At 63.2% G+C, this 21,153-nt stretch carries 21 protein-coding genes and 2 tRNA genes; 16 read left to right on the forward strand and 7 right to left on the reverse strand.

The genetic code is table 11. The annotated features are described in order from the left end of the window. Nucleotides 1-12: 12 nt before the first annotated feature. A tRNA-Pro gene (locus tag VGE08_RS16395) sits at nt 13-89 on the reverse strand. A gap of 58 nt (nt 90-147) precedes the next feature. Further along, entirely contained in the window at nt 148-1,116 is a 969-nt protein-coding gene (gene ispB / locus VGE08_RS16400; protein ID WP_331068992.1) for an octaprenyl diphosphate synthase, read from the reverse strand. A 306-nt stretch (nt 1,117-1,422) separates the two neighbouring features. Between ispB and rplU the strand changes: the two genes are divergently transcribed. From rplU to cgtA, 3 genes are all read left to right on the forward strand, one after another. Beyond that, nucleotides 1,423-1,737: a 50S ribosomal protein L21 gene (rplU, locus tag VGE08_RS16405; RefSeq protein WP_331068993.1), complete on the forward strand. Its 315-nt coding sequence runs from the start codon at nt 1,423-1,425 to the stop codon at nt 1,735-1,737. Nucleotides 1,738-1,766: 29 nt separating this feature from the next. Further along, a complete protein-coding gene (gene rpmA / locus VGE08_RS16410) occupies nt 1,767-2,024 on the forward strand; it encodes a 50S ribosomal protein L27 (RefSeq protein WP_331068994.1) in 258 nt (85 codons plus the stop codon). A gap of 171 nt (nt 2,025-2,195) precedes the next feature. Then, nucleotides 2,196-3,233, forward strand: a complete 1,038-nt coding sequence (gene cgtA / locus VGE08_RS16415; protein ID WP_331068995.1) for an Obg family GTPase CgtA — start codon at nt 2,196-2,198, stop codon at nt 3,231-3,233. Nucleotides 3,234-3,312: 79 nt separating this feature from the next. Here cgtA and rpsT read toward each other — a convergent pair whose 3' ends face one another. Then, nucleotides 3,313-3,585 carry a 30S ribosomal protein S20 gene (gene rpsT / locus VGE08_RS16420; RefSeq protein ID WP_331068996.1) on the reverse strand — a complete coding sequence of 91 codons (273 nt, stop codon included), beginning with the start codon at nt 3,583-3,585 and terminating at the stop codon, nt 3,313-3,315. Between the two features lie 450 nt (nt 3,586-4,035). Here rpsT and murJ point away from each other — a divergent pair, with 450 nt between their 5' ends. The 5 genes from murJ (at nt 4,036) to ispH (ending at nt 11,070) form a co-directional block, all read left to right on the forward strand. Continuing rightward, nucleotides 4,036-5,619, forward strand: a complete 1,584-nt coding sequence (murJ, locus tag VGE08_RS16425) for a murein biosynthesis integral membrane protein MurJ (protein WP_331068997.1) — start codon at nt 4,036-4,038, stop codon at nt 5,617-5,619. Nucleotides 5,620-5,658: 39 nt separating this feature from the next. Then, a complete protein-coding gene (locus VGE08_RS16430) occupies nt 5,659-6,591 on the forward strand; it encodes a bifunctional riboflavin kinase/FAD synthetase (protein ID WP_331068998.1) in 933 nt (310 codons plus the stop codon). Nucleotides 6,592-6,726: 135 nt separating this feature from the next. Next, complete coding sequence (ileS, locus tag VGE08_RS16435) at nt 6,727-9,531, forward strand: isoleucine--tRNA ligase (RefSeq protein ID WP_331068999.1); 2,805 nt, start codon at nt 6,727-6,729, stop codon at nt 9,529-9,531. 10 nt (nt 9,532-9,541) lie between these two features. Beyond that, complete coding sequence (gene lspA / locus VGE08_RS16440) at nt 9,542-10,090, forward strand: signal peptidase II (RefSeq protein WP_331069000.1); 549 nt, start codon at nt 9,542-9,544, stop codon at nt 10,088-10,090. Nucleotides 10,091-10,092: 2 nt separating this feature from the next. Continuing rightward, nucleotides 10,093-11,070 (forward strand): 4-hydroxy-3-methylbut-2-enyl diphosphate reductase, encoded by a 978-nt coding sequence (gene ispH, locus VGE08_RS16445; RefSeq protein ID WP_331069001.1) that lies wholly within the window; start codon nt 10,093-10,095, stop codon nt 11,068-11,070. 8 nt (nt 11,071-11,078) lie between these two features. On the opposite strand, the gene VGE08_RS16450 is transcribed toward ispH, so the two are convergent. Further along, nucleotides 11,079-11,546, reverse strand: a complete 468-nt coding sequence (locus VGE08_RS16450) for a prepilin-type N-terminal cleavage/methylation domain-containing protein (RefSeq protein ID WP_331069002.1) — start codon at nt 11,544-11,546, stop codon at nt 11,079-11,081. A gap of 16 nt (nt 11,547-11,562) precedes the next feature. Further along, a complete protein-coding gene (locus VGE08_RS16455; protein WP_331069003.1) occupies nt 11,563-12,114 on the reverse strand; it encodes a GspH/FimT family pseudopilin in 552 nt (183 codons plus the stop codon). 150 nt (nt 12,115-12,264) lie between these two features. Between VGE08_RS16455 and VGE08_RS16460 the strand changes: the two genes are divergently transcribed. The 6 genes from VGE08_RS16460 (at nt 12,265) to VGE08_RS16485 (ending at nt 16,135) form a co-directional block, all read left to right on the forward strand. Then, a complete protein-coding gene (locus VGE08_RS16460; protein WP_331069004.1) occupies nt 12,265-12,726 on the forward strand; it encodes a Fur family transcriptional regulator in 462 nt (153 codons plus the stop codon). A gap of 105 nt (nt 12,727-12,831) precedes the next feature. Then, nucleotides 12,832-12,907: transfer RNA gene (locus VGE08_RS16465), tRNA-Thr, on the forward strand. A gap of 192 nt (nt 12,908-13,099) precedes the next feature. Further along, complete coding sequence (locus VGE08_RS16470) at nt 13,100-13,327, forward strand: hypothetical protein (protein WP_331069005.1); 228 nt, start codon at nt 13,100-13,102, stop codon at nt 13,325-13,327. 6 nt (nt 13,328-13,333) lie between these two features. Then, nucleotides 13,334-13,750: a type II toxin-antitoxin system RelE/ParE family toxin gene (locus tag VGE08_RS16475; protein WP_331069006.1), complete on the forward strand. Its 417-nt coding sequence runs from the start codon at nt 13,334-13,336 to the stop codon at nt 13,748-13,750. Between the two features lie 501 nt (nt 13,751-14,251). Next, nucleotides 14,252-15,388: a S1C family serine protease gene (locus tag VGE08_RS16480; protein ID WP_414717504.1), complete on the forward strand. Its 1,137-nt coding sequence runs from the start codon at nt 14,252-14,254 to the stop codon at nt 15,386-15,388. 12 nt (nt 15,389-15,400) lie between these two features. After that, nucleotides 15,401-16,135: a lysophospholipid acyltransferase family protein gene (locus tag VGE08_RS16485; RefSeq protein ID WP_331069008.1), complete on the forward strand. Its 735-nt coding sequence runs from the start codon at nt 15,401-15,403 to the stop codon at nt 16,133-16,135. On the opposite strand, the gene VGE08_RS16490 is transcribed toward VGE08_RS16485, so the two are convergent. Together VGE08_RS16490 and VGE08_RS16495 are read right to left on the reverse strand one after the other, a co-directional pair. Beyond that, nucleotides 16,132-16,968 carry a cation diffusion facilitator family transporter gene (locus VGE08_RS16490; protein ID WP_331069009.1) on the reverse strand — a complete coding sequence of 279 codons (837 nt, stop codon included), beginning with the start codon at nt 16,966-16,968 and terminating at the stop codon, nt 16,132-16,134. The two genes, VGE08_RS16485 and VGE08_RS16490, sit on opposite strands and share 4 nt — an antisense overlap. Nucleotides 16,969-16,979: 11 nt before the next feature. Continuing rightward, on the reverse strand, nt 16,980-17,114 hold the full coding sequence (locus VGE08_RS16495) for a hypothetical protein (protein WP_331069010.1): 135 nt from the start codon (nt 17,112-17,114) through the stop codon (nt 16,980-16,982). Nucleotides 17,115-17,295: 181 nt separating this feature from the next. On the opposite strand from VGE08_RS16495, the gene VGE08_RS16500 reads away from it, so the two are divergent. Together VGE08_RS16500 and VGE08_RS16505 are read left to right on the forward strand one after the other, a co-directional pair. Further along, nucleotides 17,296-18,039 carry a glycosyltransferase family 2 protein gene (locus tag VGE08_RS16500; RefSeq protein WP_349258725.1) on the forward strand — a complete coding sequence of 248 codons (744 nt, stop codon included), beginning with the start codon at nt 17,296-17,298 and terminating at the stop codon, nt 18,037-18,039. A 422-nt stretch (nt 18,040-18,461) separates the two neighbouring features. Then, nucleotides 18,462-21,116: an EAL domain-containing protein gene (locus VGE08_RS16505; RefSeq protein WP_331069012.1), complete on the forward strand. Its 2,655-nt coding sequence runs from the start codon at nt 18,462-18,464 to the stop codon at nt 21,114-21,116. Nucleotides 21,117-21,153 lie beyond the last annotated feature (37 nt).

Here is a 21,153-nt window from a genome sequence, read left to right on the forward strand (position 1 = left end):
GAATGTTTTGAATGGTCGGGGTGACAGGATTTGAACCTGCGACCTATACGTCCCGAACGTAGCGCTCTACCAGGCTGAGCTACACCCCGAAATTCGAACCGCGGTCTGGTCTGGAGCCGAAAGAACAGCCCGAGACACTTCCAAACGCTAGTAGCTGCGTTCCACCGCAAATTCAGCGAGTTCGCGCAAGGCTTGCTTGTACGCCGAGTCCGGCAATACGGCGATTGCCTCGATGGCGAGGGCGGCCTCCCGCCGCGCGAGGCGCGAAGTGTACGCAAGGCCCCCGGTCGATTCAATTGCAGCGGTGATCTGGGCGAGCTGGTCGATGGTGCCTTGCTCGATGCTGCGGCGGATCAGGGCGCGCTGTTCGTCGTTGCCGGTGCGGAGCGCATATATAAGAGGGAGGGTGGGTTTGCCTTCGGCGAGGTCGTCGCCGAGGTTTTTGCCGAGCGCTTCGCTGTTTGACTGGTAATCCAGTACGTCATCGATGAGCTGGAAAGCGGTGCCCAAGTGCCGGCCGTAGGCGGCCATGGCCCGTTCCGTTTCCGCGGAAACGCCGGCCAGGATGGCGGCGATCTGCGCGCCGGCCTCGAACAGTTTGGCGGTCTTGCGGTAGATGACCTCGAAATACCGTTCTTCGGTGGTGTCCGGGTCGTTGGCGTTCAGCAGCTGCAGCACCTCGCCCTCGGCGATCTTGTTGGTGGCGCCGGCCATCACGTCCATGATCCGCATGCTTTCCAGGCTCACCATCATTTCGAACGAGCGCGAGTAGACGTAATCGCCCACCAGCACGCTGGCCTCGTTGCCCCACACTTCATTGGCGGTGTCGCGGCCGCGGCGGAGTTTGGAGCCGTCGACTACGTCGTCGTGGAGCAGGGTGGCGGTGTGGATGAATTCGATAATCGCGGCGGCTTCGGAATGCCGCTCACCGCGATAGCCGCAGGCCCGGGCGACGACTACCACCAGCAGGGGCCGCAGGCGTTTGCCGCCGCTGCCCACGATGTATTCGGCGATCTGGTTGACCAGGACGACATCGCTGGCGAGGCGGTTGCGGATGACCACATCGACTTGCCGCAGGTCGGGTTCGACCAGCGCTTTGACGGACTCGAAGCTCATGGATTCCAAGGAGAAAAAGCCGAGCGCGAATGGTAGCCCATCAGGGGCGCCAGCTGTCGCATGTCACAGACTTCGTTGTCGTCACCGTGCGGTGAAATCCCTGAAAATGGCGGCGAACGGACCACATTCCGCGCGACGGCCGGGCGCTGGAATAGGGCGAATCCCGAGCAATCTGCCGCCCACCCAGCCTTTCGCCCGGGTTTTTACGCCGGATGCGGACGCAGCAGTTGCCAGTAGCGCGTCCGCTCCGTACACTTCACGCCCTTTTCAGCCGGGGGCTCCCGGCTCCCGGAGCTTGCAAAGGTCATGTACGCCGTCATTTCCACGGGTGGTAAGCAGTATCGCGTCAGCGAAGGCCAGGTGCTGCGCATCGAGAAGCTGGAAGCCGAGGCTGGCGCCGATGTCGAGTTCGACAAGGTGCTGCTGGTCGGCTCGGGCGATCAGGTCAAGATCGGCTCGCCGTTCCTGGACGGCGGCAAGGTCACCGCGACCGTGCAGAGCCACGGCAAGGGCGACAAGAAGGTCATCGTCAAATTCCGTCGCCGCAAGCACTACCTGCGCCAGGGCACGCATCGCCAGCCCTTCACCGAAGTGAAGGTCACCGGCATCGTCGGCGGCTAATTTTCTACTGATTTCGGAGCACACACGCCATGGCACATAAAAAGGCAGGCGGCAGTACCAAGAACGGCCGCGATTCAGAGTCCAAACGACTTGGTATCAAGAAGTTTGGTGGCGAGAAGGTCATTCCCGGCAACATCCTCGTCCGCCAGCGCGGCACGCAGTTCCGTGCCGGCGACAACGTCGGCGTGGGCACGGATTACACCCTGTTCGCGAAGGCCGAAGGTCGCGTGCAGTTCCGCAAGCGCGGTATCGAGCAGAAGACTTTCGTGAGCGTCGTCGCCGAGTAAGCGCGGCCGCGTTCATGCAGTATCGAAAGAGCCCCGGCCAGCGCCGGGGCTCTTTTTTTCGGGCCCCGGCAACTCCAGACTAGGTTCTCAGCGCGCGGCAGCCACGCCGAGCTTTGGACCGGCGCCGTTCCGACCGTTCATTAGTCATTAGTCACTAGTCACTTCCAAGCCATGCGTTTCGTCGACGAAGCCACCATCAAGGTTCAAGCCGGCAACGGCGGGCGCGGTGCCGTGAGCTTCCGCCGCGAGAAGTTCATCCCGTTCGGCGGGCCGGACGGCGGTGACGGCGGCAAGGGCGCGGACATCTATCTCGTCGGCAAGGCGGGCATCAACACGCTGGCTGACTTTCGCTACAACCGCAGCTTCCGCGCGCCGCACGGGACCGCAGGCTCCGGCAAGGACTGCACTGGCGCGGGCGGGACGGATCTGGAAGTCGAGGTGCCGATCGGCACCGTAGTCGTCGACGTCGACACCGAAGAAGAGCTTGGCGACATCACCGAAGCCGGCCAGCGACTGCTCGTCGCCAAAGGCGGCAAGGGCGGCTGGGGCAATGCGCGCTTCAAGAGCAGCACCAATCGCACGCCGCGCAAGGCCATGCCGGGACTGCCTGGGGAGAAGCGCGAGCTGCGACTCGAGCTGAAGGTGATGGCCGATATCGGTCTGCTCGGCCTGCCGAACGCCGGCAAGTCGACGCTGATTCGCGCGGTGTCGGCGGCGAAACCCAAGGTCGCAGACTATCCCTTCACCACCTTGCACCCGAACCTCGGCGTGGTGCGCGTTGGTGTCCATCGCAGCTTCGTGATGGCGGACATTCCGGGGCTGATCGAGGGGGCGGCGGAAGGCGCTGGCCTCGGCATTCAGTTCTTGAAGCACCTTCAGCGCACGCGGGTGCTGCTACACCTCGTCGATGTGTCGCCGCCCGATCCGGAGGCCGACCCGGTGAAGGATGCGCGCGCGATCATCGCCGAATTGAAGAAGTTCAGCGCGGAATTGGCGGCGAAGGAGCGCTGGCTGGTGCTGAACAAGGTCGATCTGTTGCCGCCGGACGAGGCGGACAAGGTCTGCAAGGACATCGTGCGCCGCTTGCGCTGGAAGGGGCCGGTGTTTCGCATCTCCGGCCTGGCGCGTCGGGGTACCGAGGAGCTGTGCGAGGCCATCATGAGGCGGCTGGAAGAGATCGATGCGCCGCGCGAGGTCGAGGTGGGCTGAGAGGTATCAGCTCGCCAGCACCCAATAAAAAAGCCGGGCAAAGCCCGGCTTTTTCGCATTCACAGGTCGAACCAGCGGCTTAGCCGGCGACCGACAGCTCCTTCACGCGGGCATTCAGGCTGCTCTTGTGGCGAGCGGCCTTATTGCGATGGATCAGGCCCTTGTTCACGGCCGAGTCGATGATCGGGCCGGCGGCCTTGAGCTTGGCGACGGCAGTTTCCTTGTCGCCGGCTTCCACGGCATTCACGACGCCCTTGATGGCGGTACGCAGCTTCGAGCGGCCGGCGACGTTACGGGCACGGCGCTTGACGGTTTGGCGGGCGCGCTTTTCTGCGGACTTGATATTGGCCACGGTCGTGAATGCTCCAAAAAATAGGTCGCGAATTCTGCCGATGAGACTGGCGTAAGGCAAGGGCAAAGTGCCCCACGGCGGGAATTTTGCCCCGATTCGGGCCTGGACGGGGCCCTCACCCCAACCCCTCTCCCAGGGGGAGAGGGGCTGAGGAGTCCTATCTCCCTCTCCCTTTGGGGAGAGGGGCTGAGGAGTCCTATCTCCCTCTCCCCTTTGGGGAGAGGGTCGGGGTGAGGGGGGGGAGAGGGTCGGGGTGAGGGGGGAGAGGGCCGGGGTGAGGGGGAGAGGGCCGGAGGGCTGGCCGCTTTTCGATTGCCCGCAACTCGCCATAATCGGCCGCGAACATGAGGACTGCCGAGCTTGAACTCCCTGAGCAGCCGGTCCTCATCTTCACTACCATTGCCGCCCCATGCCCCGCCCAATTTCCATCGACTTCGAGCCCGGCCTGCCATGAGCCGCGGCTTCTTCCGCAGTACCGCCATCGTCGGAATGACTACGCTGCTGTCCCGGATCACGGGGCTGGTGCGGGACGTCGTGTACGCGACGGTGATCCCGGCGGTGTTCATGGAGGTGTTCGTCCTCGCCAACCAGATCCCCAACCTGCTGCGCCGCTTGTTCGCCGAAGGGGCGTTCTCGCAGGCGTTCGTGCCGGTGGTGGCCGAGTACAAGACCAAGCGTTCCAAGGAGGAGGTGCGCGAGCTGGTCGACTCGGTGGCCGGCACGCTCGGTGGGTTCCTCACGATTCTTTCTTTGCTCGGCGTGCTCGCCGCGCCAGTGATCGTGCTCATCTGCGCGCCGGGATTCGCGACCAAGGACGAGGGGCAGTTCGCGCTGGCCGTGGAGATGCTGCGCTGGACGTTTCCTTACCTCCTGTTCGTATCCCTGACCGCGCTCGCCGGCGGCGTGCTCAACAGTTACCAGCAATTCGCTTTGCCGGCGTTCACCTCGGTGGTGCTGAACATCGTGATGATCGTGTTCGCGGCCGTGGTGTCACCGCACTTCGAGCAGCCGGTCGTGGCACTCGCGGTGGGTGTGTTCGTCGGCGGTCTGTTGCAGGTTTTCATTCAATTGCCGGCGCTGCTCAAGCTGGGCGTGATTCGGCGTCCGCACTGGAATTTGCGGCATGAAGCGGTGAAGCGCATCGCCAGGCTCATGGGCCCGGCCATCATCGGCTCCTCGATGGGGCAGTTGAGCGTGATGATCAGCACGGGCATCGCCTCGTTGCTGGCCGACGGCAGCATGACGTGGCTGTACTTCGCGGATCGGCTGGTCGAGTTTCCGCTCGGCGTGTTCAGCATCGCGCTGGCAACCGTGATCCTGCCGAGCTTGTCCTCCCAGCACGCCAAAGAAGCACCGGAGGAGTTTTCCGCGACGATGGCCTGGGCCGTGCGGCTCGTTTGTCTCATCGTCATTCCCGCGTCGGTGGCGCTGTTCGCGCTGTCGGGGCCGCTGACCGTCGCGCTCTATCACTATGGTCAGTACCGGCCGCAGGACGTGGAAATGACCCGCCTCGCGCTGATGGCGTTCTCGCTGGCCTTGCTGGGGTGGAGCATGATCAAGGTGCTCGCGACCGGTTATTACGCCCAGCAAAACACCAAAGGCCCCGTGAAAATCGCCATGCGCGCGCTCGGCCTGACCATGGTGCTCAACGTGATCGTGGTCGCCGGCCTGTGGCTCACGGACCATCTCCAAACGCCGGGCGCCCACGCGCTGCTGGCACTGACCAACGGTGTTGGCGCGATGATGAACGCCACGCTGCTCTATCTCGGGCTGTTGCGCACGAATGTGCTGCGGCGGGGCCAGGCCATGCGCGGCCTCTTGATCCGGATCGTCCTGGCCAGCGCCCTGATGGCGGCCTTCCTGTGGTGGTTCGGCGGCGATGTCGGTACCTGGCTGGAAACCGGCAAGATCGAGCGGATCGTCTGGCTGGCGGGCCTGGTGGTGGGCGGAATCGCCCTCTATTTCGCTGCCTTGTGGGTGATGGGCGTACGCGCCGGCCAGTTCCGACTGCAGCCGGCCGCGACTTCCCTATAATGCGGCTCCTTTTGGACTTGCGGAGCACGAGGGGCCGCGGTGGAGCTCATTCGGGGCCTGTATAACCTGCGTGCCGGGCAGCGTGGCTGCGTGCTGACCATTGGGGCGTTCGACGGCATCCATCTCGGCCATCAGGAGATGATCCGTGTGCTGCGCGAGCGTGCGACACAGCACGGGTTGCCGGCGGCCCTGTTGTCGTTCGAGCCGACGCCGCGCGAGTTTTTCGCCAAAGGTGCGCCGCCGGCCCGCCTGACCCGCTTCCGCGAGAAGTTCGAAGCGCTCGATCGTTATGGAGTGGATCGCTTCGTGTGCCTGCGGTTCGACGACCGCATGCGTCGTCTGAGCCGCGAGGATTTCGTGAACGAGGTACTGGTAAAGGCGCTTGGCGCCCGCCACATCGTCGTAGGGCACGATTTTCGTTTCGGGCGCGACAACCAGGGTGACATCGATTGCCTGCGGACGCTCGGTGCGGCGGCGGGTTTCGAGGTCACTGAAGTGCCGCCGTTCGAGGTCGAGGGCGAGCGCGTCAGCAGTTCCGCGATCCGCGAGGCGCTGGCGGTCGGCGACATGGCGCGGGCCACGAAGTTGCTCGGTCGGCCGTATCGAATGACCGGCAAGGTGATCCATGGCGAGAAGCTCGGGCGCAAGCTCGGCTTTCCCACCGCGAACTTGCGATTGCATCGTCGCGCGACGCCGGTGGCCGGCATTTTCGCGATCCGAGTGACCGGCGCCGGGCTGAAGGATGCGCCGGGAGTGGCGAACCTTGGAACGCGGCCAGTGGTGAACGGCAAGGAGCTGTTGCTGGAAGCTCACGTGTTCGACTTCGCAGGCGACTTGTATCGCCAGGTGTTGCACGTCGACTTCATCGCCTACCTGCGCGAGGAGCGCTGGTTCGCCGACATGGACGCATTGATCGAGCAGATGAATCGAGACGCCGCGCAGGCGCGGCAGATGTTAGCGGTTAGCGGTTAGCGGTTGGTGGTTAGTAAGAAGGGCTGGGCAAATGAGAGATTACCTCCACACTTTCCGAATTGCGGCGGCGGCAGGCGCGGCGCTGCCGCGCGTATTTCCATACCGACCACTAGCCACTAACCGCTAACCACTTCCATGGACTATAAGCAAACAATCAACCTGCCCCAGACCCGCTTCCCGATGAAGGCGGATCTGGCCCGTCGCGAGCCGGACATCCTCAAGCGTTGGGAGGACAGCCAGATCTATGCGCAGCTGCGCAAGATTGCGAAGGGGCGGCCAAAGTTCATTCTCCAGGACGGCCCGCCGTATGCGAACGGCGCGATTCACCTCGGCCACGCCATCAACAAGGTGTTGAAGGACATCGTCGTCAAGTCGCGTTCAATTGACGGCTTCGATGCGCCATACGTGCCGGGCTGGGATTGTCACGGCCTGCCGATCGAGCATCAGATCGAGAAGACGCGCGGCAAGGAAGTGAAGTCGCTCGATCCTCGCGCGTTTCGGCAGGCGTGCCGTGAGTTCGCGCAGTCGCAGATCGACGGCCAGCGCCAGGACTTCAAGCGCCTCGGCGTGATGGGCGATTGGGATCGTCCGTACATCACAATGGCGCCGAAGTACGAGGCCGAACAGCTGCGCGCGTTCGCGGAGATCCTGCGCAACGGCCATGTTTATAAAGGTTTGAAGCCGGTGCACTGGTGCCTGGACTGCCGCTCGGCGCTGGCCGAGGCGGAAGTCGAGTACGAAGACAAAACGTCGCCGGCCATCGACGTTCGCTTCCGGGTGAAGGATCTGGGCGAGCTGGCGAAGCGCTTTGGTGTCCAGAACACGAAGCCGTCCGCCAGCATCGTGATCTGGACCACGACGCCCTGGACGTTGCCGGCCAACCAGGCCGTGGCGCTCGGGCCCGAGATTCGCTATTCGCTGATCGATACTGGCGATGAAGTGCTGGTGCTCGCCACCGAGCTTGCCGAGCGTGTGTTGAAGCGCGCCGGCATCGAGCAGTCGACGCGCATCGCCGAAGTAGAAGGCGCCAAGCTCGAAGGGCTGCAGTTGCAACATCCGTTTTACGAGCGCGTGGTGCCGGTGATTCTCGGCGATCACGTCACGCTCGATGACGGTACTGGCGCCGTGCACACCGCGCCGGGTCACGGTGCGGAAGACTTCGAGGTCGGCCTGAAGTACAAGCTCGAAGTGAACAATCCGGTCGGCAGCGACGGCCGCTTCGTGGCGGGCACGCCCTTGTTCGAAGGTGAGCGCGTGTTCGATGCGAACAAGCACGTGGTCGAAGTGCTCAAGGAACACGGCACGCTGTTGCATCACACGACGCTGAGTCACCGCTACGCGCATTGCTGGCGTCACAAGACGCCGGTCATCTATCGCGCGACCGCGCAGTGGTTCATCAGCATGGATCAAGCCGGCTTGCGCAAAGGCGCGCTGCGTGAGATCGCCAAGGTGCAGTGGGTTCCCGGCTGGGGCGAGAATCGCATCAGCAGCATGATCGCCGACCGTCCGGACTGGTGTATTTCCCGTCAGCGCGTGTGGGGTGTGCCGCTCGCGTTGTTTACTCACAAAGCGACGGGCGAGTTACATCCGCGCACCGTCGAATTGATCGAGGAAGTGGCCAAGCGTGTGGAAGTGGGCGGTATCGACGCATGGTTCGATCTCGATCCGGCGGAGCTCCTGAGTCAGGAGGCTGCGGAGTACGAGAAGGTCACGGACATCATGGACGTGTGGTTCGACTCCGGCATCGCTCATCACTCGGTGCCCAAGATGCACAGTGACGTGACCGCACCCGCCGATTTGTATCTGGAGGGCTCCGACCAGCATCGCGGCTGGTTCCACAGCTCGCTGCTCACGTCGGTCGCTCAACACGATCGCGCGCCTTACAAGGCGGTGCTGACTCACGGCTTCACGATCGACGACAAGGGCCGAAAGATGTCCAAGTCGCTCGGCAACGTGGTCGTGCCGCAAAAGGTCATCGGCACGCTCGGCGCCGACGTGCTGCGCTTGTGGATCGCCGCGACCGACTATGCCAATGAAATGGCGCTGTCGGACGAGATCCTGAAGCGCGTCGCCGAGTCCTATCGCCGCCTTCGTAACACAGGGCGCTTCCTGCTCGGCAACCTCGACGGCTTCGATCCGGCGACCGACAAGGTGCCGGCCTCGGAGATGGTGCAAGTCGATCGCTGGGCGGTGTGGCGTACTCAGCAGTTGCAGCAGGAAGTGACGGCGGCGTATCGCAGCTATCAGTTCCACTTGATCTATCAGAAGGTGCACAACTTCTGCAGCGTCGACCTGGGCGGTTTCTATCTCGACATCACCAAGGATCGGCTCTACACCACCGGCAAGAAGAGCTTGCCGCGCCGGTCGGCGCAGACGGCGATGTTTTATATCGCCGAAGCCTTCGTGCGCTGGATCGCGCCGATTCTGTCGTTCACGGCTGAAGAGATGTGGCAGTACATGCCTGGTAAGCGCAGCGAGTCAGTGTTCTTCGAGACTTTCTTCGAGTTCCCGAAGGAGCTGACCGAGCAGCCCGCGATCGATTGGAGCGCGATCCTCGACGTTCGCAGCGCCATCTCGCGCGAGCTGGAGAAGCTGCGCAACGCCGGCTCGATCGGTGCACCGCTGGATGCGGAAGTCGACGTGTACACCAAGGGTCCTTTGCTGGAAACGTTGCAGTCGTTCCGCGAGGAACTGCGCTTTGTGTTCATCACTTCAGCTGCTCGGGCGCATGCCGCCGAGAGTCGTCCGGCGGAGGCAGTTGCGGCCAGCGAAGGCGAGGGCAACACAACCTGGATCGTGGTCAAGCCGACCACAGCGGCGAAGTGTGTGCGGTGCTGGCACAAGCGCCCCGATGTGGGCCACGATGCGCGGCATCCGGAACTTTGCGGCCGCTGCGTGACCAACGTGGAAGGGCCGGGCGAGCAGCGGCGCTTTACCTGAGGTTGATGCAATGACCAACCCCCTGGCGAAAGTCTGGTTCACGCCCACGCGCGGCGGCAGCAACTGGCTCTGGCTGTCGTTCCTGGTGGTGATCCTGGACCAGGCGACCAAAGCGTTGGTCATCGGCACGGTGAAGCTGCAAGACAGCATCGCGCTGCTGCCCATCCTCGACATCGTGTATCTCGAGAATACCGGCGCGGCTTTCAGCATCCTGGCGGGAGCGGCGGGTTGGCAGCGATGGTTCTTCATCTTGCTCGCGGTGGTCGTCAGCGTGACGTTGATGCTTTGGCTGCGGCGGATCCGTTCGGACCAGACCATCCTGGCCATCGGCCTGTCGCTGGTGCTGGGCGGTGCGCTCGGCAACGTGATCGACCGCGTCATGCATGGCTACGTGGTGGACTTCATTTATTTCAATTGGCGCACCTGGGATTTCCCGGCGTTCAACATCGCCGATACGGCCATCTCCATCGGCGCCGCGTGCCTGCTCATAGATGCTTTTCTCGAGAGCGGGCACGACCGACGGCCGGCGAACGGTACGCCGCAAACGCCGGGCAAGTGAGCATGCAGATTCTCCTCGCCAATCCCCGCGGTTTCTGTGCTGGCGTCGACCGTGCGATCGACATCGTCGAGCGTGCGATCGAGCTGTTCGGCGCGCCTATCTACGTGCGGCATGAAGTCGTTCACAACCGTTACGTCGTGGAGCGCCTGCGGAGCCTGGGCGCGGTGTTCGTCGAAGAGCTGGATGAAGTGCCGGACGATGCGACGGTGATATTCAGCGCGCACGGTGTCGCGCGGGCGGTGCAGGAAGAAGCGCGTCGCCGCGAGCTCAAGGTGTTCGATGCGACCTGTCCGCTAGTCACCAAGGTTCACATGGAAGTGTCGCGCTATGCGCGCGAGAGTCGCGAAGTGATCCTCATCGGCCATGAAGGGCATCCGGAAGTCGAAGGCACGATGGGGCAGTTCGACACGCGCTACGGTGGCCGCATCTTGCTGGTCGAGACGTCGGAGGACGTGGACAAGCTCGAGATCAAAGATCCCTCGCGCCTCGCGTTCGTCACGCAGACGACGTTGTCCGTCGATGATACGCAGCGCGTCGTCGATGCATTGCGCCGTCGCTTTCCGACGCTGACGACGCCGCGCAAGGAAGACATCTGCTACGCGACGCAGAATCGGCAGGATGCGGTGAAGCGGTTGGTGGAACGCTGCGACATCATTCTAGTGGTCGGCTCGCCCACCAGCTCCAATTCCAACCGTTTGCGCGAGATCGCGGAGAAGGCGGGGATTCCGGGTTACCTGATCGATGGTCCGGAGAATCTTCAGCGCGAGTGGTTTGATGGCAAAGGCGTGGTTGGCGTGACGGCCGGTGCGTCCGCTCCAGAAGTGCTCGTCGAGCGCGTCGTTGCGCGGCTGCGAGAGTGGGGCGGCGAGGCTCCTGAGAACGTTCAGGGCGAGGTCGAGAATGTCGTGTTCAGCCTGCCGAAGGAATTGCGCGTGCCGATCACGCGCGTGGAGCGGCAGGCCGCGGCGGCGGACAAATAAATCGCGGGTTAATTCTTGAGATCCACGCGGGTCACATAGGACGCTGCGCCGGAGCCTGGTGCCGACCAACTGACCGCGACGACATAGCTCGCCGGCGTCACCGAGGTGTCTCGCGAAATCGTTCCCAACCCGCTCGGCAGCGAGCGTTCCACTTCGTCTTCCCAGCATGCGGCGATCAGTGCTGCCTGGTCCTGCGGCAGTTTCATTTTCTTGTTGGGATTGCAGATCACTCCAACGGTCGTCGCAAAGCCGTCCCGGCCTTCGGGAGTGGCGCGGATGCGCTGGGCCATTTCTTCAGCGAGCTCCGCCGCGCGCAGCGGCAGACGAGCATCCGCACGAATGTGGGTCTGGTCCGAATAGAGTGCCGCGACGCCGACCATGGCCACGGCAATGACCAGCAAGGCAGCAAGCACTTCGACGATGTTGAATCCACGTGCGCGCCTCGGGCCACGCAGCGTCGTGATTTGTCCTCCCATACGGAAGGCATGATGGCTATCCGCTGGGGCAGCGTAAAGGGCGATTGTCGCTGTCTCGCTTGGAGACGCGTGGCCGGCCGGCGCTGTTGATGATGATGGCGCGTGCCTGAGCCGAGCCGCGACGGTCGCAGAACACCAGGGTGCCATTGACGACACGGTGCCGAAACGACCTGAACGAATAGGCCCGCCGATTCGAGGTGATCGTCCCCTCTTTCCAGGGGGCTTGCACCGCAAGCACGGGTTCGCCCGGGTCTCGCACCGGCGGGTCGTCGCGATCGTGGTTCACGAACACGATCCAGCCGTGCTGCCAGTCTTCGAACTGGTTGCTGCAAGTCTGGCCGTCGGAGGAGCGGCAGATGCTCACCACATGTTTGCGAACGACGGCCGTGGTGCGAGCCAGGAAGATGCCGTGGATCAATGCATTCACGGCCACCGCCCGCTGGGAGTCCAGCCACATCCCGGCGAAGGAGGGCACGGCCAGGCCGAGCAGGACGGCCGACACCGCCAGGGTAATCATCATTTCCAGCAGGGTGACGCCCCGGGACCGGGGCAAGCGGGTTGCGAGCATGGTGCGTTCCTTCGCACGGTAGCGAACCCGCTCAACATAAGCGCCCGACGGGCGCCTAAGGCGTCGATTTACGGGCTTTTTTGACCGGTTTCTCGCCTCCAGGCGCATGCCGATGTATGCTCGGCGTAGAGTATTTGCCCGGATTTATCAGTGGCGGGTTCTTACGTGACTCCGGATTACAACCCAGGCACGCCGACGCGAGATCGGATCGTGCAACAGCTGCATCAGCACGGCCTGAAGCCCACCCACCAGCGGGTCCGAGTGGCCGAGATCCTCATGGGCGCTCCCGCCCACATGACCGCCGAGCAGATCCTGGCGGAGATCCGCCGGGGCGGCGAGCGGGTGTCCAAGGCCACGGTCTACAACACCTTGAAAGTCCTGGCCCAGCGCGGCCTGGTGCGCCAGATCCACCTGGACCCGGAGCGCTCGGTATACGACTCGACCATCGAGCCCCATCACCATTTCCACGACCTGGAAACCGGCGAGCTGCGCGACATCGATCCCAACGACATCGCCTTCAGCCGTTTCCCGACACTGCCCGAGGGCATGGAGGCCGAGGGGGTCGAGGTGGTGATCCGCCTGCGCCGCAAGCGGGTCCCGGCGAGCTCGTGAAGCCGTTCTAAGTTGAAGTGCGCGGCCTGTTCGCTCGGAACTTCTTCCCCTATACTTCGCCCCCCGCCGCACCGGCCCCGCCGGTGCCGCTTCGTTTTTTTCGGTGCCGACTTAGCTCAGCTGGTAGAGCAACGCATTCGTAATGCGTGGGTCCGCGGTTCGATTCCGCGAGTCGGCACCATCTCCTCGTCCAGGCGCTTCCAGTAAGGTCCCCTTACTCCCACAAACACCTGTAATCACAGGCGTTTTGTTCCACCACGTTCCTTGGCTGTCCATCGGCGCGCTCCGCTCCAAGCAGCTCTCTGGCAACTATTGACATCTATTGCCAGACCGGCCTAAAACCCTCGGGAAGAGATTTGGACCGGAGCCGATCATGAGCAGCAGCCTGAATGTGCAGCTGACCGACGCCCTGCGGAAGTACGTGGATGAGCGCGCGAGCGACAAGGATGTCTATGCGACACCCAGCGAATACATTCGCGACCTGATCCGCCAAGACATGCAGGATCGGGCGGTTGCTCTGAACATTCTGGAAGGATTGGCGGACTTGCGGCAGGGCAGGTTTTCCGACAAATCGATCCTTGACCTCCAGGATGAGGATTGAGATCGAGTGCGTCGGAAGTCATACGTTCTGACTGCCCGCGCGGTAGCCGATCTGCGCGAGGCGCGAGTCTGGTCGCGTGCTCGATGGGGCAAGGAACTGACGACCCGCTACTTCGAAGATCTGCATGAGGGCGCGCAATACATCGCGGAAAACTATGCGTCCTTCCGTGACCGCCAGGAACTCGCCGGAGGGACTGCGCTGTTGTTGTATCCGGTTCGTGAGCACTACATCGTCTACGAACCTCTCGGGACTCAATTCATTGCCATAGTGGCTGTCGTTCGGCAGGGACGTGACATTCCCTCAATCCTGCAGAAGTGGGCGGCGCCTCTTCGGCGAGAACTGATCGAGATCCGCAGCAGCATTGAGCGCGGCGAAATCCGGGTCCCTACGCGATCCACGCGGCAGAAGCGGCGCAAGAAGTAACTCGGAGCAACCGCGTGAAGCGAAGCTGTGAAGCTCACCGCGTCCGCTACGTCGTCGATCATCTCCACCACGACGCTGACCGCGTCGGCCAGACTGAACTCGAAATCCTCCTCGTATTCCGCCACGTATTGAATACACGCCAGGACGGCGGCAGCTCTCTGCAGACGCCGAACCTGAACCGTTTAGACGCTCCCGAACCGATACCTCTTGGTCGCTCATGCCCGACCGCCCCGCCGCCCGAGAATGGGCGGCGCATAGGCGGCTAGCGGCGACGGGATAGACTCTCCTGTAGCCATGACTTGCACCTCAGTTGTGCAGGTTGTGGTTAGCCGCCCGTCGTGGCTGAATCCCACGGCGGACGGCGCCCTGGACAACCGGGGAGTACATGGGGAAACTTTGGGGGTAATGGCCTTGCTGGCGCTGGAATAATTCCGTGCCTTTCAAGATGTTAGGCATAGAAAGGGGTGCCGCGAGTCGCACCATCTCTCCTTCCCAATACGAATGACATCGCCCGGAACCCCTCGTGTTACCCGCTGGCGGATCGTGTCCCGCCTGATCGTATTCGCGCTCGCTGCGTGGGGTGCGTGGCACTTGAGCACCGACTCATGGCGCAGGATCAGCGTCGATGCAGCGCCCCGGCCGGTGGTGCCGCGAGGGGAGCTGATGCGGGAAGAGCAGGCGGTGATCGGCTTGTTCGAAGCCGCGAAGGGCTCGGTCGTCTTTATCTCCACTCAGGAGCGCGTTCTGGATTTCTGGACGCGCAACGTGATGATGGTGCCGCGAGGCACGGGCTCGGGATTCATCTGGGACGAGCAGGGCCACGTCATCACCAATCTGCATGTGATCGAGGGCGGCAGCCAGGCGATCGTGAAACTCGCGGATGGCCGCGACTTCGAGGCGAAATTCGTGGGTGGCAGCGCCGCGCACGATATCGCGGTGCTGAAGATCGAGGCTGCGCGCAACGCGCCGGCACCGATTCCCGTCGGCAGCAGCGCGGACGTGCAGGTCGGGCAGAAGGTGTTTGCCATCGGCAATCCGTTCGGCCTGGACTGGACTTTGACCACGGGCATCGTGTCGGCGCTCGATCGCTCCCTCAGCGGCGAGGACGGTCGCGTCATTCAACACTTGATCCAGACTGATGCCGCCATCAACCCGGGTAACTCCGGTGGGCCCTTGCTCGATAGCTCCGGGCGCTTGATCGGCATGAACACGGCGATCTTCAGTCCATCGGGTGCCAGCGCGGGGATCGGTTTCGCTGTGCCGGTCGACACGATCAATCGCGTGGCGCCGCAGCTGATTGCGACCGGGCGCTATGCGCCGCCTAGCTTGGGAGTCGAGGTCGATGAAGTGCTGAGCCGGGCGATTGCGCGTCAACTCGGTGTCCGCGGCGCCGCCATTCTCAGGGTGCAGCCAGGCAGCACCGGCGATCGCGCTGGGCTGCGCGGGGCTCGTTTGGGAAAGCGCAATTCCATTATTCCAGGCGATGTCATCATTGCGGTCGATGGCGAGGCCGTCTATAGCGGTGCGCTGCTGTCGGCGCGCCTGGACGATTACAAGCCGGGCGACACGGTGCGCCTGACGGTGTGGCGTGAAGGCAAGGAAATCGAGTTGCGCGCCCAGCTACAGCGAGACGAGTAGAGGAGCGAAAGCTTGTCGGAAGAAAGTGCGCAGCCGACGTTGCCTGCGCGGACCAAATCACAGCGCAAGCTGACGCCAGCTCGCATGTTCGCTTATCGGCTCGCCGTGTATCTCGGGTCGCTGATTATCGAGGTGCTCTGGCGCACCAGCCGCTTGAAGATCATCCACCTGGACCGCTTGGAAACCTTGCTGAAGGAGCAGGGCGCGGTGGTGCCGGTGTTCTGGCATCAGCACCTGCTGATGGCCGCGCGCTTCATGTGCTCCAACAAGATCAAGGGCATCAAGCCGGGCTTCATGATTTCGCCCTCGGTGGATGGCCAGGCGCCGACCATGCTCGCGGAGTTCTATGGCGCGCGCGTCGTTCGCGGTTCGGGCTCGTACACGGGAATGCGCGCGGTTCGCGGGGTCTATAACGCCATCGTGAAGGAAGGCATTTCGCCCACCATCACGCCGGACGGTCCGCGCGGTCCGCGGTTCAAAATGAAGCCTGGTGCGATCTTCACGGCGCAGATCAGCGGCAAGGCCGTCGTGCCGATTGCCTATGCCGCCAGCCCGGCAAGATTGCTCGGAACGTGGGACAAGTTCGTCATTCCTTTCCCGTTCGCGCGGCTGCGCATCGCGATCGGCGAGCCCTACTTTCCGCCGAAAAGAATGACGGACGAGGAAATGGCCGCAGCTCAGGAGGAGTTGGAGCGGCGGCTGCACGAAACGTACAAGATCGCCGAGCGCGCGCTGCGAGAAGCCTAGCTGCGCGCTACGCGCTGTGGCTGCTCGCCGCAGCCCTTGTCGACGCAATCTTCCACTTCTATTTGAATGGTCGCGTGGGTGATGCCGTAGCGTTCGGCGAGCACCGCCTTGGTCTCTCTCAGCACGACCGCATGATCAGCCTCGGCGCTCACCAGTGCGTGCATGGTCAGCAGCGTTTCGTGCGGCCCCACCGACCATGTGTGCACATGATGTACGTCGCGGATCGCCGGAATCCTTTGTTCCAGGGTGCGGCGCAGCTCGTCCTGGTCCAGCCATTCGGGCGAACCTTCCATGAGGATGTGCGCTGAGCGGCTGACCAGCGATACCGCGCTCTTCACGATCAATGCGCACACCACCAGCGAGAGCAGCGGATCGATGGGCAGCCAGCCCGTCCACAGGATCACCAGCGCCGCGATGATGGCGGCGGCCGATCCGAGCAGGTCGCCCAGCACGTGCAGGGTCGCTGCCGAAACGTTCATGTCGTGCGAGTCGCCCCGGCTCAGCATCGCGTACACGACGAGATTGACCGCGAGGCCGATCGAGCCGATCCACAGGATCATCTGCGCATTGACCGCGACCGGATTGAGCAGCCGTTCGATGGCTTCGAATGAGATCCACGCGACGATGAACAGCAGGGCGCAGCCATTGACGAAAGTGGCGAGCACCCGCAGGCGCTGGTAGCCAAACGAGCGCTTGGCATCGGCCGGGCGGCTCGAGATGTGCACCGCTGCCCAGGCCAGGGCGAGCGCGGCCGCGTCGGTCAGCATGTGGCCTGCATCGGCGACCAGGGCCAGCGACCTCGCCAGCAGGCCGCCGGCGAACTCGACCACCATGAATAGAGCCGTCAGCGCGAATGCGATACCCAGGACGCGGCCACTGGCTCCGGCAGTGTGGTCGTGATCGTGATGCCCATGGTCGTGACCACCATGGCTGTGTCCGTGGCCATGATCGTGCGCGCCATGGCCATGGCCATGGTCATGGTTGTGGCTGCGAGCGCCAGTCGAAGGCGGGCCCGCGTGAGGGGTTGAGTGGGCAACGCCGCCGGCGTCATGCCGGTGTTCGCCGGCCCTGTGCCGGTGGTCGTTCATGGAGTCAGAATAAGGCGATTGATTTTGCGCGGCCAGACGTCTGACTTCACGGGTCCTATAATCCGCGTGCGCATGAACCTCTCCGTCGTCATTCCGGTCTGCAACGAGGCTGACAATGTCGGGCCGCTGGCCCGCGAAATCCAGGCCGCCCTGGCGGACTACCGGCCTTTCGAGATCCTCTTCGTCGACGATGGCAGTACCGACGGCACGGTCGAGGCCGTCAAGACGGCCCGCGCCGCCGGCATCCCGGAGATTCGCCTGCTGGAGCACTCGCAGCGGTGCGGTCAAAGCCGGGCGGTGTGTACCGGCGTGGAGGCTGCGCGCGCCGAGTGGATCGCGACCCTCGACGGCGATGGCCAGAATGACCCCGCGGATATCCCTGAGTTGCTCAAGGCCGTGACGGCGGCAGCGGCGGCAGGCGACGAGTCGCTGAAACTGGTGATGGGCAACCGCACCACAAGAAAAGACACCTGGCTGCGCCGGATTTCTTCACGTGTTGCAAATCGTGTACGCGGTGGACTGCTTCGCGATGGCACTCCCGATACCGGCTGCGGCATCAAGTTGATGCACCGGGCCACGTTCATGCGCTTGCCCTGGTTCAACCACATGCACCGATTTCTGCCGGCCTTGTATCAACGCGCCGGCGCTCGCGTGGTCTCGGTGTCGGTGCGCCATCGGCCCCGCACGCACGGCGTTTCCAAGTACGGGCTGAGCAACCGGCTCTGGGTGGGCATTGTCGATCTGTTTGGAGTGCGCTGGCTGATTCTCAGAAACCCGCCGCAGATCCGCATCCGGGAAAGCCTGCCCGCCGAATGAGCCGTGCATCTGACGGAGAATCCGTCGGATCGCGTACGGCCTGCACAGAGAATTGTCGCTGATCGGCGTCGCTGGTCGAGTGCCACACTTGGCAGTGTGCTTTTCATCGCATATTTCGCTGTGCCACAATCGGACGATCGCCGCATTGCTATTCATATTCGCTCAGCAGCACGTGTCGGCGGATCAAGTTTCGATTCGGGAGGATGCCCTGAATGACTGTCTCAGCCCACTTGGCGGATCAGTCAGCGGTGCGCGGAGTTCGCAAGAACGCCCGTATCCGCGATAAAAACTGCAAAGATGCAGGGGCGGCGAAGAATTTGAATCGCTGCCGGTCGTCGAGCCCGCGTGCCCGCGGTTCGGCGTCGATCAGGCACTGACGCGCTTCTCAAGTGGCAAGCAATCCGACAGAGCATGCGATCGTGGTGTCCGCGCCGAGTGGCGATACCTTGTTCTCCGCTCGTCCGCGCCGCAAAGCCGGGCTGGATGTGCTGCTCACCAAGGCCTCCATCGATTTTCAGAATCTCGCTTCCGAACGCGACGATCCGCAGCTGAAACACAATCTGGAGGCGCTGCGCGATGCGGCCGGCCTCGACGCTATCGTCATCGCGACGTTCGACGAAGCCCGCCAGAGCATCGAGCATGTGGTCGCGGCCAGCGGGCTGTTCGCGACGTTCAATCCCATCGTGTTCCATGGCGAGCCGCTGGAGCGTTTGCCGTATCTTCGCAGCAAGCTCGGCCATCTGCGCATCGTCGAGATTCGCGATACCGCCCACCCGCGCCGCGAGCTGACGGCCGAAGGCGCGCGCTTCGCGTCCTTGCACATCGGCGCCGCGTTGGTGGTGGGCGTGGCCATTCAAGGCCGCGTCCAGGCGTTCATCGCGCTGTGCTCGACCTTGCCGCGCGATTCCTGGGACGCCAACCTGCATTTGATGCTCAAGCTGCTCGGCTCGAGTTATTCCAGTGGCGTGGAAAGGTTGCGCTACCAGAAGCACTTTCATCAGCTGGAAGAGCGCAATGAGCTCGCCTTGCACGGCGCCAACGACGGTCTGTGGGACTTCGATGTCGATACCCAGAAGACCTGGTTCTCGCCGCGCTGGAAGGCCATGCTCGGCTACAGCGACGATGACGTCGAGCCGCTGACCGACTGGCAACAACTGTTACATCCGGATGACACGCTGCGCGTCAGCTCGGCGCTGCGCGATCACCTGTCCGGCAAGGAGCCCTTGTTCGAGAGCGTCCACCGGCTGCGCCATCGCGATGGCGTGTGGCTGTGGGTGGAGAGCCGGGCCAAGGCTCGCGTCGACGAGCATGGCCGGGCGCGACGCATCGTCGGTGTCGACCTCGATGTCACCGAGCGCAAGTTGTATGAAGAGGCGCTGTTCAAGGAGAAGGAGAGCGCGCAGATCACGCTGCAGTCCATCGGCGATGGCGTGATTACGACCGATTCGAAGTGCCGTATCGAGTATCTCAATCCCGTCGCCGAGCAGCTCACGGGCTGGCGGCTGGAGCACGCTCAGGGCCGCGTGGTCGACGAGATCTTCCGCAGCTTCCACGAAGAAACCTGCGAGCCGCTGGAGAATCCGCTGGCGGTGGCAATCCGCCGCACACGGGCGATCAAGTCGGTTCGCCCGACATTGCTGATCCGGCGTGACGGCAACGAGTTGTATATCGAGAGCTGTGCTTCCCCGATCCGCGACGGCGCCGGCAATGTCTCGGGCGGCGTGCTGGTGTTCCATGACGTGAGCGAAAGCCGCGAGTTGAATCGCAAGCTGTCGTATCACGCCAGCCATGACATTCTCACCGGCCTGGTGAATCGTCGGGAATTCGAGTCGCGGTTGGAGCGGGCACTGAAAAGCGCGAAGGCGCGCGAAGCTTCATACGCGCTGTGTCACATTGATCTGGATCAATTCAAGATCATCAACGACAACTGCGGTCATAGCGCGGGCGACGCCCTGCTAGGCCAGGTTGGCGCGTTGCTCAAGTCGAAGATTCGATGGCGCGATACGGTGTCGCGTCTGGGCGGCGACGAATTCGGCGTGCTGTTGGAAAGCTGCTCGCTCGAAGAGGCCGTGCGCAACGCCGAGATGCTTCGCGAGGCGATCCGCAATTACAGGTTCGTGTGGGAGGAGCGCACCTTCCGCTTGGGCGCGAGCATTGGTGTGGTGCCGCTGTCGCCGGAGAACGAGGATGTCGCTTCGCTGATTTCGGCCGCTGACAGCGCCTGCGCCGCGGCCAAGGAAAGCGGCCGCAATCGCATCTACAGTTTCCAGGAGAACGACATCGACCTGATGCGCCGCCGCCGCGAAATGCAGTGGGCCGCGCGCATCAACAACGCGTTGGAAGACAATCGATTCGAGATTTTCCGCCAGGTCATCCAGCCGCTGCAGGCCCAGAACTCGAGTACTGGCTTGCACTACGAATTGTTGTTACGCATGCGCGATGAGGCGGGCAAGATCGTCGCGCCGGATCAGTTCATCGTGGCCGCCGAGCGTTACGGCCTGACGCCGAACATCGATCGCTGGATGATCGAGCATGCGCTGCGCTGGCTGGTGTCGGAGGCGGACGAGCGCGAGAAGCTCGAGCTGTGCTCCATCAATCTGTCCGGCCAGAGCCTCGGCGACGACAAGTTCCTGCCGTTCGTGATCGATCATTTCCATCGCAGCGGCATCGATGCGTCCAAGATCTGTTTCGAGATCACCGAGACCGCGGCCATCGCCAGCTTCTCGCAGGCGAACCGGTTCATTCATGCGCTGAAGGACCTGGGCTGCCGCTTCGCGCTCGACGACTTCGGCACCGGGTTGTCGTCGTTCGGTTACCTGAAGCACTTCCCGGTGGACTTCCTGAAGATCGACGGCAGTTTCGTCAAAGAAATCCTGCACGACCCCATTGACCGTGAGATGGTGCGCTCGATCAACGAAATCGGCCATCTCACCGGCAAGCAGACCATCGCCGAGTTCGCGGAGAACGTCGAAATCATCGAGATGCTTCGCAGCCTCGGCGTCGACTATGCGCAGGGCTACGGTATCGCAACGCCTCAGCGCGTCATGAAACTCGCTTCGGGCGGCGAAACGTTCTAACCATTTTCCCGCCGCGCTTCTTGTGGAAGCGCCGGGC

The sequence above is a fragment of the Steroidobacter sp. genome (assembly GCF_036406195.1).
Classification (GTDB): Bacteria; Pseudomonadota; Gammaproteobacteria; order Steroidobacterales; family Steroidobacteraceae; genus Steroidobacter.

Excerpts from the sequence above, each read along its gene's own strand:
- ispB (WP_331068992.1), bottom strand. The coding sequence starts at position 1,116 with ATGAGCTTCGAGTCCGTCAAAGCGCTGGTCGAACCCGACCTGCGGCAA.
- rplU (WP_331068993.1), top strand. The coding sequence starts at position 1,423 with ATGTACGCCGTCATTTCCACGGGTGGTAAGCAGTATCGCGTCAGCGAA.
- rpmA (WP_331068994.1), top strand. The coding sequence starts at position 1,767 with ATGGCACATAAAAAGGCAGGCGGCAGTACCAAGAACGGCCGCGATTCA.
- cgtA (WP_331068995.1), top strand. The coding sequence starts at position 2,196 with ATGCGTTTCGTCGACGAAGCCACCATCAAGGTTCAAGCCGGCAACGGC.
- murJ (WP_331068997.1), top strand. The coding sequence starts at position 4,036 with ATGAGCCGCGGCTTCTTCCGCAGTACCGCCATCGTCGGAATGACTACG.
- ileS (WP_331068999.1), top strand. The coding sequence starts at position 6,727 with ATGGACTATAAGCAAACAATCAACCTGCCCCAGACCCGCTTCCCGATG.
- lspA (WP_331069000.1), top strand. The coding sequence starts at position 9,542 with ATGACCAACCCCCTGGCGAAAGTCTGGTTCACGCCCACGCGCGGCGGC.
- ispH (WP_331069001.1), top strand. The coding sequence starts at position 10,093 with ATGCAGATTCTCCTCGCCAATCCCCGCGGTTTCTGTGCTGGCGTCGAC.
- VGE08_RS16450 (WP_331069002.1), bottom strand. The coding sequence starts at position 11,546 with ATGGGAGGACAAATCACGACGCTGCGTGGCCCGAGGCGCGCACGTGGA.
- VGE08_RS16455 (WP_331069003.1), bottom strand. The coding sequence starts at position 12,114 with ATGCTCGCAACCCGCTTGCCCCGGTCCCGGGGCGTCACCCTGCTGGAA.
- VGE08_RS16470 (WP_331069005.1), top strand. The coding sequence starts at position 13,100 with ATGAGCAGCAGCCTGAATGTGCAGCTGACCGACGCCCTGCGGAAGTAC.
- VGE08_RS16480 (WP_414717504.1), top strand. The coding sequence starts at position 14,252 with ATGACATCGCCCGGAACCCCTCGTGTTACCCGCTGGCGGATCGTGTCC.
- VGE08_RS16490 (WP_331069009.1), bottom strand. The coding sequence starts at position 16,968 with ATGGTGGTCGAGTTCGCCGGCGGCCTGCTGGCGAGGTCGCTGGCCCTG.
- VGE08_RS16495 (WP_331069010.1), bottom strand. The coding sequence starts at position 17,114 with ATGACCATGGCCATGGCCATGGCGCGCACGATCATGGCCACGGACACA.
- VGE08_RS16500 (WP_349258725.1), top strand. The coding sequence starts at position 17,296 with ATGAACCTCTCCGTCGTCATTCCGGTCTGCAACGAGGCTGACAATGTC.